The organism is Pedobacter nyackensis (assembly GCF_032678475.1).
In the GTDB taxonomy this organism is placed as follows: Bacteria; Bacteroidota; Bacteroidia; order Sphingobacteriales; family Sphingobacteriaceae; genus Pedobacter; species Pedobacter nyackensis_A.
On the sequence record NZ_JAVTSF010000001.1, the window covers coordinates 153,195 to 171,101 of the forward strand.

At 39.7% G+C, this 17,907-nt stretch carries 9 protein-coding genes; 6 read left to right on the top strand and 3 right to left on the bottom strand.

Translation table 11 applies throughout. The annotated features are described in order from the left end of the window. Nucleotides 1-17: 17 nt before the first annotated feature. Nucleotides 18-3,641: a SusC/RagA family TonB-linked outer membrane protein gene (locus R2Q84_RS00610; RefSeq protein ID WP_316814575.1), complete on the top strand. Its 3,624-nt coding sequence runs from the start codon at nucleotides 18-20 to the stop codon at nucleotides 3,639-3,641. Nucleotides 3,642-3,652: 11 nt separating this feature from the next. Next, the gene (locus R2Q84_RS00615) at nucleotides 3,653-5,212 is read left to right on the top strand and encodes a RagB/SusD family nutrient uptake outer membrane protein (RefSeq protein ID WP_316814576.1); all 1,560 of its coding nucleotides are present in this window, start codon (nucleotides 3,653-3,655) and stop codon (nucleotides 5,210-5,212) included. 84 nt (nucleotides 5,213-5,296) lie between these two features. Here R2Q84_RS00615 and R2Q84_RS00620 read toward each other — a convergent pair whose 3' ends face one another. From R2Q84_RS00620 to R2Q84_RS00630, 3 genes are all read right to left on the bottom strand, one after another. Next, entirely contained in the window at nucleotides 5,297-7,807 is a 2,511-nt protein-coding gene (locus R2Q84_RS00620; protein ID WP_316814577.1) for a phosphocholine-specific phospholipase C, read from the bottom strand. Between the two features lie 62 nt (nucleotides 7,808-7,869). Further along, nucleotides 7,870-9,375, bottom strand: a complete 1,506-nt coding sequence (locus R2Q84_RS00625) for a SusD/RagB family nutrient-binding outer membrane lipoprotein (RefSeq protein WP_316814578.1) — start codon at nucleotides 9,373-9,375, stop codon at nucleotides 7,870-7,872. Nucleotides 9,376-9,395: 20 nt separating this feature from the next. Beyond that, nucleotides 9,396-12,593: a SusC/RagA family TonB-linked outer membrane protein gene (locus R2Q84_RS00630; protein ID WP_316814579.1), complete on the bottom strand. Its 3,198-nt coding sequence runs from the start codon at nucleotides 12,591-12,593 to the stop codon at nucleotides 9,396-9,398. Between the two features lie 284 nt (nucleotides 12,594-12,877). Between R2Q84_RS00630 and R2Q84_RS00635 the strand changes: the two genes are divergently transcribed. The 4 genes from R2Q84_RS00635 to R2Q84_RS00650 all read left to right on the top strand — a co-directional run bounded on the left by R2Q84_RS00635 (nucleotide 12,878) and on the right by R2Q84_RS00650 (nucleotide 17,819). After that, nucleotides 12,878-15,220, top strand: coding sequence for an ABC transporter permease (locus R2Q84_RS00635; RefSeq protein WP_316814580.1), 2,343 nt, complete (start codon nucleotides 12,878-12,880; stop codon nucleotides 15,218-15,220). Between the two features lie 134 nt (nucleotides 15,221-15,354). Further along, complete coding sequence (locus tag R2Q84_RS00640; RefSeq protein WP_316814581.1) at nucleotides 15,355-15,717, top strand: hypothetical protein; 363 nt, start codon at nucleotides 15,355-15,357, stop codon at nucleotides 15,715-15,717. A 13-nt stretch (nucleotides 15,718-15,730) separates the two neighbouring features. Further along, the gene (locus R2Q84_RS00645; RefSeq protein WP_316814582.1) at nucleotides 15,731-16,900 is read left to right on the top strand and encodes a TlpA disulfide reductase family protein; all 1,170 of its coding nucleotides are present in this window, start codon (nucleotides 15,731-15,733) and stop codon (nucleotides 16,898-16,900) included. A 406-nt stretch (nucleotides 16,901-17,306) separates the two neighbouring features. After that, nucleotides 17,307-17,819, top strand: coding sequence for a DinB family protein (locus R2Q84_RS00650; RefSeq protein WP_316814583.1), 513 nt, complete (start codon nucleotides 17,307-17,309; stop codon nucleotides 17,817-17,819). Nucleotides 17,820-17,907 lie beyond the last annotated feature (88 nt).

The following is a 17,907-nucleotide window of genomic DNA, read 5'->3' on the forward strand; positions in this document are numbered from 1 at the left end:
CCAAACTAACCAAAAGTATGAAAATAAATGCTTTTAACCTAGGTGTGCCACGACAGTGGCTCTACCCTAAAATTGACATGATCCTAAAATCGACCTTAGGTGAAATCCAAAAAGTCGATAAGAGAAAATTACTTATGCGAGTTAATTTAGTCATAGCCATCATAACCACCTGCTTTATGCAAGTTAGTGCCAGCAGCTTCGCGCAATTGGTGACTATAAATCAAAAAAATGCCTCCTTAAAAGAGGTGTTCAAGCAAGTCCGTCAACAATCCGGCTATAATATCTTATACGATGTAGACCTGCTGAAGGAAGCCAAACCCATCAGCATTAACATCAAAGCAGTTTCTGTTGCCGAAGCAATGAAACAAATATTGCAAAATCAAAAACTGAGTTTTACGATAAAAGATCAAACGATTATCCTGGAAGCCGTAAAAACCTCCTTTCTGGACAAGATGGTGGATCTTTTTACATCTCCGATTACTGTTAAAGGGAGGGTTGTTGATTCGTTAGGGAGGCCTTTACCGGGCGCATCGGTTAAAGTGAAGGGGCTGAAATTGTCGAGTTCTACCAATGCTAATGGTGAGTTTACTTTGTCCGGAGTAGAGGAGGATGCAGTTTTAGTCATTTCTTTTATAGGATACAAACAGAAAGAAGTTAAAGTTAATCCTGACTTAGGTGAAATTAAGATGACGGTGCAGGAAGGAGAGCTGGACAATGTTGAGGTGGTGGTTTATACAGGTTACCAAAAGTTACCTAAAGAGCGTGCCACTGGTGCTTTCGATGTTGTAGACAAGAAAACATTAGAAACACCAAGCATTTCGCTTGCCAATAAATTAGTGGGCGCGGTTTCGGGATTACAGCCTTCTTTTTCTTCCAATGGCAACGTCTCGTTCGTATTACGTGGACAAGGATCATTTTCGGGATCTGAACCTCTTTTGGTTGTTGATGGTTTCGCTGTAAACGGCGGCTTTTCGTCCATCAATCCCGATGACGTTGAGTCCGTTTCTGTGTTGAAAGACGCGGCGGCGGCATCGATATGGGGTGCAAGGGCATCTAATGGCGTTATTGTTGTAACTACGAAAAAAGCTAAAAAGAACGGCAAGTTAACCGTAGACTTTTCTAACCAGTTTAAGATTGGTAGTAATGTAGATTTAGATTACCTGCGTAATCTGGCAAGTACGGAACAGACTATTGCTTACGAGCGTGCTACGTTTGGAAAGTATCAGTACAAGAGAACGCCTGGCACTTTAGCGCCAAACGATTTAAAAGACGGTATTGGGCAAATCTATACACAAGCGCAGAATTTGTATAACAGGTTTTCCTACAATGAGATTACTGCAGCGCAATTTGAGTCAGGATTAAACACATTGGCTGGTTATGACAATAGTCAGCAGATCAAAGATAATCTTTTACAAAGACCGCTTAATCAGCTGTATACACTGTCGATTTCCAGCCCATCCGAGCGCATGGCAAATCATGTATCATTGCTTTACGGCAAGGATAAGGCTGCATTTGTAGGCAACAAAAGCCAGAACATGCAATTTGACTACCGTGGACAAGCGAGTTTGTTTCCCTGGTTAGACCTGTCGCTATCCAGTATGATACGTTACAACGACTCAGATAACTCGGGAGCATCGTCAGGTGATGTTAATGCATTACATCGTTACGACATGTTATTGGATGAAAATGGCAACCGTACCGATATGAGTTATTTGAAATATAATAAACCGTTGCTGGACAGCTCTGTTCCGAAGGGCAGTTTTCCTTATAGCAACTGGAGTTATAATATTTTGGACGACATAAACACCAGAAGTTTGAAATCGAATAGTTTAAATATTCGGATGCAAACCGGACTTGATTTTAAACTGGGATATGGCTTGGTGTTCGAAACTAAACTTATGTTTGAAAAGCTTCAAAATGAGGGCCGTAGTCTTTACTATGAAGATTCTTACCTGGTCAGAAATCTTGTTAATACCACCTCAACCTGGAATAAGTCAACGGGAGTTGTTCGCCTGAACATCCCTAAGGGCAGTATTTTGGATGAAAGCAAGTCGGTGACCAATGCTTACAACTGGAGAAATCAGATCAACTTTAACAGAACGTTCAGTCAAGTACACGAAATTAATTTCTTAGCAGGAGCGGAGATTATTCAACGTAAGAATACAGGCAGTACTCCGGCAAGGACTTATGGTTACAATGATGATCAGTTGACAGTTGGCTTGTTGCCGAACGGTACAGGAACAGGCCTGGCACTTACAAACTGGTTAGGAAACTCACTCACCATCGCTCACCGTAATTCCTATGCTTATGGTATGCAAAGGTTTTTCTCTACCTACAGTAACGCTGCATATACCTACAACAAGAAATATACCTTGAGCGGTTCCTTCCGTATTGACGCATCCAACTTTATTAGTGATGATCCGAAGTACAGGTATTCTCCATTTTGGTCGGTAGGTGGTAGCTGGAATGTGCATCATGAAGATTTCCTGAGTGAAATCAGTGCTATTAATTTCCTGAAACTTAGAGCTACCTACGGTTACAACGGAGCATCAAATACTTCTACGTCCGTAAAACCATTAATTACTGTTAATGGTACTAATGCACTGTCTGGACATCCTGAGGCGGGCATACATAGCTATGGTAATCCTGATTTGCGTTGGGAGCGTACGGGAACCTTAAACGTGGCGGTCGATTATGCTTTGTTTGATAACAAATTGTTCGGTAAGCTTGATTATTACCGTAAGCACAGTAAAGATATCTTAGCTGTGGTGGCTATTCCTTTGTTAAACGGTAGTAGTTCTGCCTTGTTCAATAGTGCTGAGATTGTAAATAACGGCGTAGAGTTTGAATTTGGATCCCGCTTCCGCAATAGTCAAGGCTTCCGCTGGGAAGGTACCTTCAATATATCCTATAACAAGAACGAGGTTAAAAAGCTCTTCCTATTGTCTTATCGTCATGATTACCTGACTAAAGCAAGTAGTGGTTCAACTTATGTACAAGGTAGACCAATTGATGCAGTATATTCTTATCGTTATGCAGGATTGCACAACTTTGGTACCGATGCTGCACCGACTGTTCGTCCGGCCATACACTTGAAAGACGGTGAGCTGTTGGATATGGTAGGCGGACGTACAACGCTGGATGGTTTAGAATTTATGGACTACCAGGGTGTTTCTGTTGCTCCTTATACTTTAGGTATGCGTCATTTTGTTGGCTATAAAGACTTTGATTTATCATTTTCTGTGATTGCTAAACTTGGGCATATTTACAGACGTACACCTTTCAATTTCTCCGGACAGAATGGTGCACCGAATTCAATGCTGGCGGAAGCAATGTATTCAGATCCGAATACCACATTGCCGGCACTGCCTTTTGATGAAGCAGATGCACTTTATTCGGGAATGTATACGCCGTATATGGATTACCTAAAGAGAAGTGCAAACCATTTGCGCATAAATGATATCACCCTTTCCTATAACATGAAAAATTTGGTCGCGAATACCTTTAAATTAGAAAGGGCACAAGTTTTTGGACAGGTGAATAACATCACGATCAAGGGACAAAAAGAAGATCCAGAGTTTAGATATGGCGGTATGCGTTTGTTGCCAAGTTTTGTATTAGGTGTTAAAGTTGGCTTTTAAGAATGAAAATCATGAAAATTAATATATTAGTAGCCCTGTTAGGTATGATGGTAGTGACATCATCCTGCAATAAGTATTTAGAGGAACCACCTTCCAAAAACAGTGGGGTAGAAATATCCACGACCGGGCATTTAGATGCTTTACTGAATAAGGCTTCTTACTCTACATTTAGAACACAGATGGTCCCCGGGCTTCTCTACAGTACGGATAGCTATGAGATGACCCCTGAAATGTATACTGCCGGCTTTAGAAGAGCAGGAACAAAGCTGGATATTATCCAGTTTAGTCTATGGGAAACGCCATATGTGGAGAAGACCAATTACTTAACAAGCTATTGGGCATCAGCCTATGAGGGTATCTTTATGGCCAACCTGGTGCTTACGAATATCGAGAAAGTAACAGGAACTGAGGCCGAGAAAGCTAAGTTAAAAGCCCGCGCCCATATGCTGCGTGCTTACAGCTATTTTGAGATTGTACAATATTACTGCCTGCCGTACGGCAAAAACACAGTAAATGAGCCAGGGCTCCCATTGAAGGTGACTACGGGCTACGAGGAGGCCACTCACCGCGTGTCCCTGCAAACGACTTACAACTTTATTGAAGCTGATATTCAGGAAGCACTTAAACTCGACGAACCGTTATTTCAAAATGGCGTACGTTTGAGCTGGAAAGAAACAACAGCAGGTGCGAACGCACTGGCTGCACGTTTCTACTTAGCGATAGAAAATTACGCTAAGGCGCAGGAAGCAGCAGAAAAAGTGCTTACCTATGATGACTATGTGCGTGATTACGGATCAGGTGAGATTACACAGGTACTAGATGTGCTCTCCGGGAAGCTTGTTGCTTCGAATACGACAGAAGCGAATTTCCACACCACTTTTCTGGCGGATTGGGATAGGGCTTTCTACAACCGTACACCAACTTACATGGTTGATTATACATTCCCGATCGCGAGTAAAAAGCTGCAGGAGATCTTCGGAAATCACAATTACGACTTGCGTAAGAAGCTATTTCTATTGGATGACATGAAAAACGTGAGTACTATGAAGATTTTTGTAGGAAACTACTTTGATAAAGACGCCAATGGACAAAGTATGAAAGTGCCAGGTTTTTACCAGCATGGGCGTCAATACATGACATTGGCACCGAACGTGGTTGAGATGATCTTAACAAAAGCGGAAGCCATGGCGCGTTTAGGAAACTATCAGCAAGCGATGACAGAGCTGAATAAGTTTAGAAAATATCGTATTGATAAAAATGCTCCTGATGACATTGCGGTGTTGAAAGCCAACAATGCACAAGAGGCGGTTAAGCATATCCTCGAAGAAAGACATCGGGAATTTCCATACACCGTACGCTGGTTAGACATTAGAAGGATTAACTTTAATCAGGATCCGAACGATGATGTGACACTCACGAAGACTTTCTTCCCTGTAAATGCCAATGCCGTAGATTATGCCGCAGCGCCAATTCAATACACTTTGAAGCCTGGTTCCAGAAAGTATGCCGCAGCAATCCCGATGGAGGAGATCAAGGCAAGCAATGGAACGCTTGAACAAAATAAGTATTAGATTAAGCTGCTGATTTTGGCTTGTTGCAAAACAGAAATGCTATTTTTCTTTAGGAAAAATAGCATTTCTGTTTTTATATACCGTTTAAGATTTACGCTCAGCCATCACCGGATCAGAAATACTGTTTTGGCCATTTTCAATTCTTCCTGCATAACGCTGGCTAAAAGCAGTATTGCCCTTCAATGTTACGGTAAAATCATACCATCCTCCTGATTTACCAGATTCAATGATAAGAGCCATCGGTTTCCCGGCTTTTAGCACCATGGTTTGCATCTTATTTCCATACGCATTGTCTGTAATAATTACTGTTTCCTGTTTTTGAGAAAGTACAGTTACACGCACATTGCTGGTTGATTTTTTAACGTTCAGCATTTCCGGTGACACCCTCACATTCAGACCTGCCAATTTCTTAGCATCCTTAAATGACCTGAAAAAACCATTGGCACCATAACACTCCAGCGTATAATTGTCTCCAATAAAGTCATCCAGCTTCCACTGATAATTAATCTGGTCGCCCGGTAAAACACAGAAATTCCATTGGTTCATTTCGAGTTCCTCAGTAGTCTTTTCCTTTTTCAGGTTAAACTTACCAGGGGCGTAAACCTGAAAAGCTCCGGCAACACTCTTTTTCCCAAATATGGAATTTCCTGCTGAAAACTGCATTTCCAATACGCCCTCTATATTTTGCTTAAGATTTACTTCATGTTGATAAGGCAAGGCATTCGAAGGCTTTGTGCCAGGCTCTTGCGCTGGATACAAATCACCGGTATTGCCTGTTTTTATCGCCTGATCAATATCCGCTTGCTGAACGGCCTTGAAATTTCCCGGAAGTGGTTTGTTTTTTGCAGCATAAATACTTTCAATAAACTGATTACGATCCAGGTGCCCAATTTCTATAGACTGCTCATTAGCCGGGCGAAATGCAGAAGTAAGATCTCCACAAACGCTTCTTCTCCAGGGACTAATATTGGTCTCTTTCACACTTTTACCTGTTTTAGACTCTATAAAGTGCTCTAAGAATTGCAGACAGGAAGTATGATCAAATATCTGCGAATTTACGTATCCTCCCTTTGTCCATGGTGAAGCAATAACCATAGGTACTCTAAAACCTAGCCCGACCGGACTATCCGCGCCTTCATTTTGTTCGAGTTTTGGGTCAAAGCCACAAAATTCCGTTTCTGTATTGATTCCGGCAGAAGTTTTACCGGTGTGCGGACGCTTACTGTGGGGCGGAACAAAAGGGGGTTGGTGGTCGAAATAACCATCACTTTCATCGTATGTCAGTACAAAAATAGTCTTTTTCCAAACCTCTTCATTTTTGGTGAGTATATCCAGTACTTCAGAGATATACCAGGCACCATGCCAGGGCGAACCCGGGTGGTCGGAAAAGCGGCATGGTGCAACCAGCCAGGATACCATAGGTAAATCTCCGTTACTTACATCCTTTCTGAATTGGTGAAGAATGTCGCCCTTAGGTACTGTCATTTCTCTTTTTACACCCTCGTCATCATATTCAATATTTTCAACCTTATGGTAGTCAGGATCACCCTCATTGGTAACAAAGGCTTTTTTATGAATATTCTTTTCAAAGTCAGTCAACTTATCAAAGCCTTGCTTATTCCAGGTCTTGATCGCTTCCTGTGCTTTGGCTAAATTTTCTTTTTTCGATTGGAGTTGTTTTTCTTCCTCAGCACTCTTAGGTAATTTAGCTTCCAAATGCTGTATTTCCGAAGGAAGATCAGTGATGAGTTTCTGCACGTAGTTCAGGTGTGCCGGATGAAAGCGCACATGGTATTGTTTGAAAAATTCCAGACTGTTGTCCGTGAAATTTGCCAGCCAGTCGTCTTCTTCTCCTTTAAATCCAACGGGAAGACTCAACTCATTTTGATAGACTTTCCAGGGGATTTGTGCCTCTTCTAAACGTTCGGGATATGTCTTCCAGTTTACATCTTTATAGTCAATCTGCCCATTATGAACATGAGGAACAGATTTTACATCATGTGGGTTTTCTTTGATGGCACCCGACCAAAAAAAAGTCCGGTTGGCGCTGGTACCAGTCAAGGTAGAGCAGAAGTGCTGATCACATACGGTAAACGCATCCGCTAACGCATAATAAAATGGAATATCTTTTCGATCATAATATCCCATGGTTAAGGGCATTTGTGCATATTCCTTACCGGCTTTTTTAGCTTCCAGCCAATTGTCCATCTTCCCAAGGTTTCGAGCAGCAACCATATCGTTCCAGGAATGTGGGAGGGAACCCATCCAGGTAGACTTAGAATTTTTAATGTCGAGTCTGAACGGTGCAAAGTTTTGCCCGGCTTTATTTCGTTGAAACCAGACCGGATTTCCATTGATCTGTTTGAGCGCCCTCGGATCATTAAACCCCCTGACACCTTTAAGTGTACCATAGGCATGATCAAAAGAACGGTTCTCCTGCATTAAAAAGACAATGTGTTCGGCATCCTTATAACTGCTACCTGCTGCCGCTTCAATAGACATCGCCTTCAATAGCGATGGAGGAATAACATTGGCAACTGTTGTCAGTCCGGCAAATAAACTCGTTTTTCTTAAAAAGTCTCTTCTTGATTCCATAATTACTGCTAAAAACAAAATGCGTGGCCAGAAATGGCCACGCAATATATAAATATATTAATTTATTTAATCCACCATGTAGGCTGATTGATCAAATCATTATTTGCGCCGAACTGGCTGGTAATGGCTTTATTAACTGCATCTTTATTATTGTTATATTCAGATTGCGGATAAATCCATCTAAAAGGAATGTTTACGCCGGCTGGTCTGCGGTATGTTGGATAGCCAGTGCGCAGGTTACTAAAAAAGGCAGTCCATCCGCCCTGGAAATAAGTTTGAAAGTATTTCTGTGTAGTGATCAGCTCTATTTTTTGTTCAGTAGTCAGGGCCAGCAAGAAATTATTGAGTGGTTTAGTAAGATAGGTATCCGCAGCGCTTTCATTAACAAAAGGAGCAAGGTTTGCTGAACTGGCCAGAAGCGCTACACTACTTTCATAAAATTTGAAGTTTGCTTTTACACCGTTTTGGTATAATTGTTTAGCATCCGCTGTGATCCATCCCCTTACAGCAGCTTCTGCAAGGATCAATTCCTGCTCCGCATAACCGATCAGGATTCTTGGCTCGTTTACCGGATCTTTGTGATAACGTTCATTAACTTTAGATACTCTTCCAGCTACTGCTTTAACATTAGTCTCTGCATACGGAGCTGCTGGGTCACCACCTTCATAAGATGAAAAATCGGAGATAGCCTTGCCTTCTTCTTTTCCTAACCTGGTTTGGGTACAAAAAAGGAACAGTCGCGGATCTTCTCTATCTTTCAAACGTTCTACAAAAGTCATATCCATGTACATACCAGATCCAAAGCCACTGGAATTAAATTCAGGATACCTGTTGTTGATCTGATTCAGGAAAACCAGTTTTGCGCTTTCATCCTTGGCAAATAGCGGCTCAGATGCATAAATTGAGGCGAATTGATTGATGATGTTAAGATCTGCTTCACTAGTGCGTTTTGACAAGGTAAGTAGTACTTTTAACCGAAAAGCATTGATGGCTTTCCGCCATTTCTGGGTTGATTTTCCGAAAATGATATCACCTAAAATTTCGGAGTTATCATTCTTTAAAAGGTTATTTGCATCGCTAAGTTCCGCTAAAATACCTTTGAAAACATCTTTCTGCGTATCATAAGCTGGTGTGTAAATTGGACTGATGTCTTCAGCTTTTAATGCCTGACTGTAAGGAATATCACCGAAAGTAAGTGTCAGATTGTAAAAGTAATAAGCGCGGAAAAACTTTGCTAAAGCTTTATACGACGTTAGCTTTAATTTGGTGGCTTCTTCATCCATTTTAGTCACATTTCTTAAATTGTTAAATGCATCAAAATTAGAGCGGTTCCATTTGTAGTATTGCTCCAGGTTTTCGCCATCACTCTGAACCAACATTTTATTGGCATAAAGCGGACTTGTACCACCAAATTCCTGGAAAGCAGTCCACTCAATTTTTGTAAGTAGAAGTTGGGGGTGCGTTTCTTTTGCATTATTAGGGTTTATATTTAATTCTACCAGGTCTTTTTTACACGAAACCGTAAAAAGACAGGCTGCCATTAAGCATATATTGAATAAATTCTTCATTCTTGTTTTTATTGATGATGTTAAAACTTCAGGTTAATAGAACAGCCCAGGTATCTGGATGATGGATCTTGTAAATCAGAATCGGTCCCAAAATCCGGGTCCAGGTATGGCATTTTTTTCCACATGGCCAGGTTATAGCCATACAGACTCACATCAAGTGCTTTTACTTTACCCATTTTAATCAGTTTTGTCATGTCGTATCCAACAGAAACCCGGCGGAGCTTAATAAAAGAACGGTCGAAAGTATTGGCAAATTTGCTGTTTTCTTCTTCTGTCACCCTGGCTCTGTATGGATATTGCTGACTCCATGTTTGCCAGCTTACTGCTTTTGTATTCGGGGCATAAGTACGGGTGTCCGATACTACGTTTCCACTAATGTCGCGCGCCAGACTTCCGCCTGTTACCACCACACCAGCAGGTACATAAACAGGTTTACCAGCTGCATATTCCTGGTCACGGTATTCGGTTGATGCAGGATGTTTTCCTCCCCACCACATTTTCTCAATGGTGGTTGAATTCATAATACCACCCCAAGCCCCATCAATGTCTACATTAACGGTAAAATCTTTAATTTTAAAGCTATTTAAGAAGCCAATTCTCCAGGTTGGGTCAATGTTTCCAACTTTCCTTTGGAAAGGGTCTCTAATGGGTAAACCGCTATTAGCATCCAGGATCAACTGACCGGCTGCATTTTTTTCCCAAACAGTAGAATAATAGCTGTCTGCTCTGTCGCCCACCACCAGATTTCCGAATTTAGGATTGTTGCCATAAATCTCCGTCAGTTTTCGGATCGAAGATGACCAGTTCAGATTTAGGTTCCAGCTAAAATTTGGGTTGACAATTGGTTTAACACCCAATACCACTTCATAGCCATTGGTTTGGTATTTGTTTCCGTTTACTTTGCGCGTATTAAATCCAGAAGCCTGTGATATGTTCAGGTCGATGATCTGATTTTCATCTAAAATGTGGTAATAAGTGAAGTCTACGCTCAACTTGTTTTTAAAGAGCGTTGAGGATAGGCCAAGCTCGTATGATGTAGATTTTTCAGGTTTAATGTTCGGATTTACCAAACCTGCGCCGTAGCTTACTGAAGGTGTGCTTTCATAAGTTACATCTTTCGTATAAACTGACTGGATACTATATGGTGTTAAATCGTTGGATACTTTTGCCCATGATGCGTTCAGTTTTACATAATCTATTGCCTTTGGCATTTTCAAGTATTGAGATACAATGGTACTGATCGAGGCAGACGGATAAAAATAAGAATTTGAACCGGCAGGCAGGGTAGAAGACCAGTCATTACGTGCAGTCACATTCAGATAAACTGCGTCAAATAAATCAAGGTTGGCAGAACCATAAACACTCTGTATTTCTTTTTCTTCTAAGAAATTTGATGCTTGAACAGGACCTTGTGTATTGTTTAAGCTGTAAACAAAAGGTACGATGATTCCGTCAGTACTCTGGTATTGCTGTCTGTAATTTCTGGTGAATTTTGAAGCACCGGCGTTTAAAGTAAAACCAACTTTTTCGGTCAGGCTTTTGGTATAGGTAGCTAAGAAATCGGCATCAAAGTTCGTCTGGTTACTGCTCCAGTTTTTATAATCGCCATTTCTGGAATCTCCGTAATTCATGTATGATTTAGGGCTCTGCATATCTTCGAACAGGTTTGAAGTTCTCAGGTTTGCCCTGGCTTGTAAAGTTAGCCCTGGAGCAGCTGTCCATGCCAACCTCATTAATCCATCCATTGTATTTTTATTGTGGACCTGGTTCAACTCATAAGCTGCAAAATAAGGGTTATTGTACCAGGCATAGTTGTAATTTGCTTGTCTGTAACCTTCAAGCCCCGGCACGTACATGTGGTCTTTCAACTCCTGGCCATTTACGTCATCACCCATCCAGATCAAAATGGTATACATATGGTTTTTAGGGCCATAACCATAACGAGGGAAATTAGGCGAATACACCTTATTGTAAGATAAGCTGGCTTCAGCAACAAGATTTTTGGCCAGGTTATAGGTACAGCTAAAATTTAATCCGCCGGTAGACAAATTGGTATTCGGTACTTGTCCTTTTTGAAAGGCTTGTTTTGCTGAAAAACAAAGCTGTGTACTTTCGCTTTTGTATGCCAGCGACATATGGTTATCAGTTACGATACCTGTACCCAGAAAATTATTGAGATTGTCGTGACGTATCCAGTCTGTCGGCACTCTTTCATATCTCGCTTTATCGTCGTAAATGGTTCCTGCAACATTACCCCACCATGGAATGACTGTACCTGTTTGTTTGTCCCTGATCGGACTGTTCCATTGTCTTACTTTAATTCCCGTTCCAAATTTTGGGCCCCAGATCATATCTCCATCAGATATACCACCATCGGCACCGTCCCAAAACTCATATTTACCTTCAGAACCATTACCATATTCTGTTTGGGTTTCGGGGAATACCGTGAAACCTGCAGTTACCATGTTGTTTGTACCCACGTTGATTTCCAGGCCTTCCGCTTTAGCCCTTTTGGTAGTAATGATGATAGCACCATTTTTACCCCTTGAACCATATAATGCAGATGCTGTTACCCCTTTTAGTACGTTAATATTTTCTATATCTGCGGAAGAGATGTCATATAAGTTACTCTCTACCGGGATACCATCAACAACAATCAGTGGCGTTTTGCCCCTTAAACTGATCTGCGGACTTTGAAAAATACCTGTAGGGTTGTTTACTGTTAAGCCGGCAACCTGACCCGTAAGTGCATTTCCGAAGTTCATGGTTTTTGCTTTGTCCAGAACTTCTGTATTTACTTCCTGGGTTGCATAACCCAATTTGCGTTTTTGCTGTTTGATACCTATTGCAGTAACTACGATTTCGTTCAATACAGCTTCTTCTACTTTTAAACTAACGTTGATGGTGTTTTTATCAGCCACCGGAACTTCTTGTGATTGGTATCCAACAAGCGAAAAGACCAATATATCTGTAGATTGGGCCTTTATGGTAAACTTACCATCGCCATTGGTAGAGGATCCTTTTTTACTTCCTTTAATGAGAACAGTTACTCCTGGGAGTGGTTGTCCGTTTGCATCTTTAACTGTACCATTAATAGTTAGTTCTGCAACAGGGGTTGTACTTGCAACTTCTTTTCGGTTAGTTGCAAATGCATTGAAACTGCTCATGATGGGAATAAACAACAGTAATATTCCGCTGAGTGTTGTTTTAAAATTCATAATGACTATTTGTTTGGGTTTTAATCTGGTGGTTTATTGATCCAGATATTACCGGCAATTTTAAAGTTATAATGTGAAGTTAATAAGGTGATTACGTTAAATGGAGTGCATATGAAATCGGTTTTTTGTTATCAAATTATGTCCGTTTTTGCACATTCACCGTTCGGAATCGAACAGATTAACTTTTATAGTTATTTTAATTAATTGATATTTAAGTAATTAAAATTTGTTTTTAGCTTGGTATAAAATTGGCTCGGCAAATAAATTAACTTAAATCTCATATTATGTTCAAGTTGAACCTTAAAATTGCCTTAAGAAATATCTGGAAGTATAAAACTACCTCAGCAATCAAGTTGCTAGGCCTGGTTACAGGGCTGAGTGGGGTGGTAATGCTCATTGCTTATGTGATGTTTGAGTTGTCTTACGACAAACATCATGAGCGCGCAGAACAGATTTACAGATTGTATACAGTTGACGCGGAAAGTGCTGAAGAAAATATTGTGCTGCCAAGTGGTTTGGGGACGATGCTCCAACAAGAAATTCCAGAGGTTGAAAATTCTACACAGCTACGCCAGAATACCTTTCAGGCGAAAGCAGGAAATGAGTTTTTTGAAGCCCAGGTTCTAACGACTGAACCTGCCTTTTTTAAGATGTTTACTGCTCCATTGTCTATAGGTGATGGAAAGACAATATTGAACGACCCTCATTCGGTATTGGTGACAGAACGATTTGCCAGGTTAAGTTTTCCTGGGAAAGATGCTGTAGGGCAGACGATCAAATTAAAAGGATATACTAATGATTATTTGATCAGTGGGGTAATTAAAGATTTGCCGCGCGCTTCACATTTTCATACCGATATTATATGCAAATCTGATTTAGACCATAAGCTTAATTGGCGGGGATATTCAGGCGTTCCGCAATATATACAATTGCGAAAAGGCACAAATCCGGCATTAATAACAGAAAAATTAAAGATGCTCTATAAAAAATACGAGTTCCCAAAAAACTTAACTTTAAAATTGATGCCGGTTACCCAAATTCATTTGTATTCGCATACGAAGAATGAATTTGAGCCAAATAGCGATATAAAATATATCTATATTTTTACCATTGTCACTTTCTTCATTCTCTTTGTGGCGCTTGCTAATTTCATTAATTTAACCGTTGCAACTTCTTTCAAACGCTCAAAGGAAATCGGTATAAAAAAGGTCATGGGGGCATCGCAAGCTCAATTGAGGTGGCAGTTTTTGAGTGAGAGTTATCTTTATGTAATTATAGCGGCCTTTTTGTCAATTGTGTTTAGTTATGATTTTATTCCGTTGTTGGGACGCCAATTGGGAATAGAGATTTCACTTGGCGAAATTGTAAATGCGAAAACCATCAGTATTGCATTCGCCGTTATCATTGTGTCAGGTTTTGTTGCTGGATTTTATCCTGCAATGATACTTTCGAGACTAATGCCTGTAAGAACATTAAAAGGATATACGGGGCACATCACCGGTAATTTTTCTTTTAAACGGATTTTAATGATTTTTCAGTTCGCTATTTCAGTCTTTCTGATCGTATGTACTTTGTTTATTTATAAACAGCTTCAATATATCAGCAATAAAAACCTGGGATTTGATAAAGATCAGGTATTGGTCTCTTCATTTAATATGCCTGATGAGAAGCTCCAGAGTCTAAAGAATGATTTACTCAGGCAAAACGAAATCATCTCTGTGAGTTTCTCTTCATTTAATCCAGGGGCTTCTTTTGGAATGAGCTCTACCTGGACGAATGATAAAGATACCACTAAATATGCCTGTGATTTCATTTCTGTAGACTTTGATTTTATTAAAACCTTAAATATCCAGGTGCTGCAAGGAAGAGCGTTTGATCCTAAATATGGAAGCGACATCTCTAACAACCAGTCGCCCATTATGCTGAACGAGGCAGCGGTACAATTACTCGCACTCTCAAACCCGATTGATACTGTACTCTCTTACCCTGGCTTGCAGGGCAGGGTAGTAGGAGTGGTTAAAAACTTTAACGGTATGTCATTGCATAATAAAGTAACACCTTTGGCCATTACCCTTAGCCCGAAGAACACTTTTGGATATATGTATATCAAGGTAAAAGGAGGCGACATCAGGCAAACAAAAGAAACAATAGATATGGCATGGAAAAGGTACTTTCCAGATGTATCATCAGATTTTCAGTTTATTAGCAGTCATTTGGAAAAATTATATCAGGCAGAATTTCGCCTCGGCAGTGTATTCATTTCATTTGCAACGATGGCGATCTTTTTATGCTGCATAGGTCTTTTTGGGGTTGTTTACTTCGATCTGGAACAGCGTACCAAGGAAATTGCCGTTCGTAAGGTCATGGGTGCGACCATTAAGGATCTGCTTACCTTACTGAATGGGAGTTTTGTAAAAGCAGTGATGCTGGCCAATGTAATTGTCTGGCCTGTCGCTTATTTTTTCGTAAACGAATGGCTCAATAGCTTTTATTATCGTATTTCGATCACATACACACCTTTTCTTTTAGCATTTATACTGTGTATTTTTCTTACGGTACTTACTGTTTCACTCCAAGCCGTTAAGGTGGTTAGAAAATCTCCGGTAAAGGCTTTAAAATATGAATAATTTTTAGCTACAGTCCGTACATTTTTTTACCATTTAATATAGACTTTTTGTGTATTTTCGAGATCATCCACTTGACGTGAAAACATAATAGTGTGATATCAATAGTTTTTGATTATATAAGAAAAAAAAGAAACATGAACAATCCGGTCTTCGAAGTATATGTTAATGGTGAATTAGTTACTAAAGCTGGTATTACTGCTGATTTAGGTGTTCTTTCGATGATTACTACATGGGTTAAAAGAGCAACGTATAATGATGAAAGTCTAAGTCTTACAGTCTCAGGCTTAAATTCCATTGAGAATACTCATTTAGATTGGTATGGTTCAGAATTAAAAATTGGAGATGAAATTAACATCAAAATCACTGATCAAAAGGAAGTAACGAATCCAACTATCAAACAGGGCTGGACGATGACAGATGAAAGTATCCTTGAAGATAAGCTGAAGCGCTTCTATAGTCTCAAAGAGGAATTGAAGGAGTATATAGACAAAGAATAAAACCCACGATCAGATGAGCAGCATAACCACTAGCGCTTTATTTACAGGCTTGATTTTTCAGGGACTTTTGGCCATTGCGCAAAACAACTACACTATCAATGGAAAACTCAGTAACGTAAAAGACGGAGAGATCATTAATTTAATGGAAAATAGTGGCAATATATTCGTTACCATTGCCAGCGATACTGTAAAAAATGGAAAATTCAATTTTTCAGGAAAGATTAAAGAATCAACTGAACTCGCGTTAATAGGAAACAGTGCAGATTTTCCTTCTAAATGGCTTAGTCTTTGGGTGGGTCCCAAATCTGCAATTCAGATATCGGGTAATAATTATTTCCTTAATACCTGGAATGTAATAAGTAAAGATCTGAGACAGCAGGAGCTGGGCAAATATACTGCATCAACAAAACAGGAATTAGACAGTATTCAAAACTTATCTGTTCAGGTCGGTTTATTATTCCAAAAAATGAATAATGCATCAGCAGCTGAACTTAAAACCATCAAGTTCCAAATAGACTCATTAAGAACTATTGAATCAGTTTGGCAGCAAAAAGTGTTTCAGAAAGAAATCTCCATTTTAAAAACTGCTAAAGTAAGTGACATCTGGTTCAAAAAAATGACCGAAATGGCTATGGATGTAAGGTACAACGAAAAAAGTTCGTTTAGGCCAGCGGTTACCTCCTTGTTTAACAAATTAACGCCACAACAAAAACTTGAACTCAGAGCATTAGAGATCAGTAATTATCTGTATCCGCCAGTGGTTGTTAAAAAAGGTGAATCCATGGTGGATACTATCCTCAAGGATCTTAATGGTAAAAATCATATGCTTAAGGATTATAAAGGCAAATACCTGTTGCTCGATTTTTGGAGTGTGGCTTGTGGACCATGTATGATGGCTATGCCGGAACTCAGACAGCTAGACAGTACAGCTAAAGATAAAATACTGATTGTTAGTATCAGTATGGATACAAAAAAGGAAATTTGGGAAAAGGTTTCATTAAGCGAAAAAATCAGCTGGCTAAACCTCAGCGATGGTAAAGGGATGACTGGAATAGCTGCACGCTATGGAGTTAGCGGCATTCCACACTATGTTGTCATTTCTCCTGAAGGCGTAGTGCTAAACTCCTGGACGGGGTATAGTAAAGGGTTGCTACAGGATAAGTTGAAATCTTACTTAGAGTGATGGGGATCTGTTAACATTTAACTCCAGCATTTGACGTAACCAACTGAAAACCACAATTACAAAAGGTCTATAAAAAAAGAAAGAGGCGACTCATCCAAGCTCTCCTCTACTCTAACCAAATATAAACCTGTATGAACGGGTTTTCTCTTTAATTCTATCAGGACTGATTAGCAATCCCGATTAGAAGTGTTGTTCATTTTTAATAAGACAAATATACGTACTTATTCCTATATAGTGTACATCATACACTATTGAAATTTCATTTTTATGACATTAAATCAATATTTGTCGCAAATACCCCTTTATTTGACGCATTATAGCCCTTTTTCAGGAATTAAATTTTCATAAATTTATTGTTAATTAATCGTAAAACCGGATTACCCGTTACACTTTAACCTGGAAAACCATGAATAAAAGAGAAATCATTGCCGCATTACAAAGTACAATCACTGAATTTCAGGAATTGATTTCCGCATTTGATGAAGCAGAGCTTAACAATATACCATTTGAAGGGAGCTGGACAGCAGGGCAGGTAGCCCAACACATCATTATGGCTAATTCTGGCTTTGGAGAAGTACTGAATGGGCCGGTCACAGAAACAAAACGGATCCCTGATGAATTGTGCGGAAAGCTTAAAGAGGATTTCCTCAATTTTAATATAAAGATGGAGTCCCCGGATTTTATTATTCCAAAATATAAAGCTTATAATAAAAAACGTTTATTGAATGCTTTAGAGGAAATAAAAAATGATATTGCTAAGGCAATTATTGATATAGACCTTACACAAACCTGCCTTGCATTCGAACTGCCCGTATATGGTCATTTAACTCGTTTTGAAGCAGTCTGTTTTGTAATTTACCATACGCAACGACATGCACATCAGGTAAGAAATATTAAAGATCATTTTAATATGAATTGAAAAAATGTAAAGTATCGATTTAATGTAAAATAATAATCGTTGAAGTACGATGTGCAGGTTTTGAGTTAAATTTGAACTTCAAAAAAAT

Bases quoted from the DNA above. Each gene is read 5' to 3' on its own strand.
- R2Q84_RS00610 (WP_316814575.1), top strand. From the start codon at position 18: ATGAAAATAAATGCTTTTAACCTAGGTGTGCCACGACAGTGGCTCTAC.
- R2Q84_RS00615 (WP_316814576.1), top strand. From the start codon at position 3,653: ATGAAAATTAATATATTAGTAGCCCTGTTAGGTATGATGGTAGTGACA.
- R2Q84_RS00620 (WP_316814577.1), bottom strand. From the start codon at position 7,807: ATGGAATCAAGAAGAGACTTTTTAAGAAAAACGAGTTTATTTGCCGGA.
- R2Q84_RS00625 (WP_316814578.1), bottom strand. From the start codon at position 9,375: ATGAAGAATTTATTCAATATATGCTTAATGGCAGCCTGTCTTTTTACG.
- R2Q84_RS00630 (WP_316814579.1), bottom strand. From the start codon at position 12,593: ATGAATTTTAAAACAACACTCAGCGGAATATTACTGTTGTTTATTCCC.
- R2Q84_RS00635 (WP_316814580.1), top strand. From the start codon at position 12,878: ATGTTCAAGTTGAACCTTAAAATTGCCTTAAGAAATATCTGGAAGTAT.
- R2Q84_RS00640 (WP_316814581.1), top strand. From the start codon at position 15,355: ATGAACAATCCGGTCTTCGAAGTATATGTTAATGGTGAATTAGTTACT.
- R2Q84_RS00645 (WP_316814582.1), top strand. From the start codon at position 15,731: ATGAGCAGCATAACCACTAGCGCTTTATTTACAGGCTTGATTTTTCAG.
- R2Q84_RS00650 (WP_316814583.1), top strand. From the start codon at position 17,307: ATGAATAAAAGAGAAATCATTGCCGCATTACAAAGTACAATCACTGAA.